Genomic DNA, 2,127 nt, shown 5'->3' on the forward strand with positions numbered 1-2,127 from the left:
TTTTTAAGACTCAGTTCGAATGGCCTTCAAGCGGTCTATTTTCCGGCCGGTTCTCCGACAAGCACCCCACACGTCAAGGCTGCGCGCCTTCGCTTGACAGCCCTCAATAAATCGCCAGCCCGCCGGCTACCTGGACTAGAAGTCGAACTCACGGTTCGGACCTTGAGCCACGTCGCCCCAAATCCTGTTGGGCAATTCATGACGACTGAAAAATACCAAGTGATAGAGCGGTCGATTTCCTTCGTCGCGCACCAGCGGCATGCGCCGACTGATCGAAAACCCAAGACCGCGCACCAGCCCACACCAGTAATCAAAGAACGCTTCGTCCGCGTCACCGCGCACGAATGCCACCGGGTCGATATGGTCACGCCAGCCAGGTGCTGCCGCATCGAAACGAGCCCGCTCCGGGTTGTATTCCATCAGCACATTGCGCCGCAAATCCATGGTGCTGAAGTGGACCGCGAAATCAACGAACTTCAGCCGCGCCAGCTTCTCGATCACGCTGAACGACAGGTACTGCAGGTTGTAGGGATCAAGGTACGCAAGGCACAGGGCGCCCTTCGGAATCCTGGGAAGCACTTGATCCACTGTGGACTCGGCAGCGCCCGGCAGAGCTGTTGCCGGCGCCCCCATCGCCTGCAGTCGCTCCGCGCAGGCCGATGCCCGCGACGCATCCAGATCACCGACGAAACACGACGTCCATGCCACATTGTCCCGAAGCGAGTGCTGCCATGCGATTTGCGCGCCACCAGGGCGGGTCATCGTTTCACCCTTGACCTGAATGCGTCCGGGGCCACAGAACAGATCGACGTAGACGCGCTGCTTGAACTTCTCTCTCGCCCTCCTCGTGCCTTCCACGTACTTGGCCAGAAAGGTGTGCTTCATCTCTGGCACCCACCGGCCAACACCCTCGCCGGCCCGCCCCAATTCCACCGGCAGATGTGGCAAAGGATCATCATTGCGAGCGAGGGAAAAACTCACAGCCCACCCCTTTGCGAAACGAAGAACAGGGAGCCCTGCCGGTTTCGTTCGATCCAGTCCGTATCCCGCATGTACCGTGCAAGCCGCCGAACTGTCCCGTCCTCGGACCGGATCACGATGTCCTTCTCGCCAGACAACCTTTGAAGCGCGTCCTTGTACATGAGCGACGTGCCCGGGGACGTATTGCAGGTCGAGGCGTAAAGCTCGCCTATCTGCACAGGCTGCGCCCGTTTGAAAATGTTCTCCGCCAAATGCTGCGGCAACACGTCGGCGGACAGGTTCTGTGCCACATCGTCGAACACGAATCCCCCATCGAACTCCTGGCGGAAACCCATCATGTGGGTTGCAAGCATGTCCAGGCCCGGGCCGCCATAGTGGATGGAATGGTTCTGGTGTTCCCAATGCACCTGCTTCATCACATCCTGCGCCCGCGGGTGTCTTGAAAGATGCACAAGCCAGTATTCGCCTTGACCACTCCCCTCCCCACGAATGAAGAAGGGCGTGAAGTACTCCGCTCCGCAATCCTTCACCAACGCCTGGTACAACGCGGCCTGAATGAAACGCCGCCAGTCCGCCGAGCCCTCTTCCTTGATTTGCTCGATCGTTCTCCCCAACGCCGAGCGAATGTCGATGGCCAGCTTGCCGGAGACCTTGTCTGTGAACTCATCGTTGGTGTAGGTAGCGAAAGCCGAGACATGGAACGTCAGGACCACTTCGCTCTTCGGTGACTCGGCAAATATCTGCTGAATCAGGGGTGCCGGCACTTCGCTGTACCCATACTGGTCCAGAAAGAAAAGAGCCGTGTGGGCCAATGGCGTATGAGCCTTGATCAACCGAAACACCGTCGGCGACGCCGAGGCAAAGTCGTCATGAATGACGTGGATCGACTGGCCGATTTGCGCGCCGTATCCTCTGTCGTGCAACACCTGCTTCAGGTGCGATAACGCGCGGGCATCCTTGTCGATGAAGATGTAGCGCACATCCAGTTCAATGGGTTTGGTTCTCTGGGCATTGACTCGGACACTGGCCTCCCGAACGGCATCCAGCATGCGAAGCGGAGAACCGAGGATTTCTGTGCCTCGCCCTTTGAGCGTGTAGAGCCCGCCCCCGCAGAATCCATCAACCAGCGTGATCCGCAGCCGCTCT

At 59.0% G+C, this 2,127-nt stretch carries 2 protein-coding genes; both read right to left on the minus strand.

Annotated features, from left to right (window positions below):
* Window positions 1-135: 135 nt before the first annotated feature.
* Window positions 136-981: a three-Cys-motif partner protein TcmP gene (locus tag AC2VNK_RS08475; RefSeq protein WP_486883452.1), complete on the minus strand. Its 846-nt coding sequence runs from the start codon at window positions 979-981 to the stop codon at window positions 136-138.
* Window positions 978-2,127 (minus strand): three-Cys-motif partner protein TcmP (locus AC2VNK_RS08480; protein WP_486883453.1); only part of this gene is annotated, 1,150 nt, incomplete at its 5' end. The genes AC2VNK_RS08475 and AC2VNK_RS08480, both read right to left, overlap by 4 nt.

Source organism: Acidithiobacillus sp. TH-A35 (assembly GCF_057473505.1).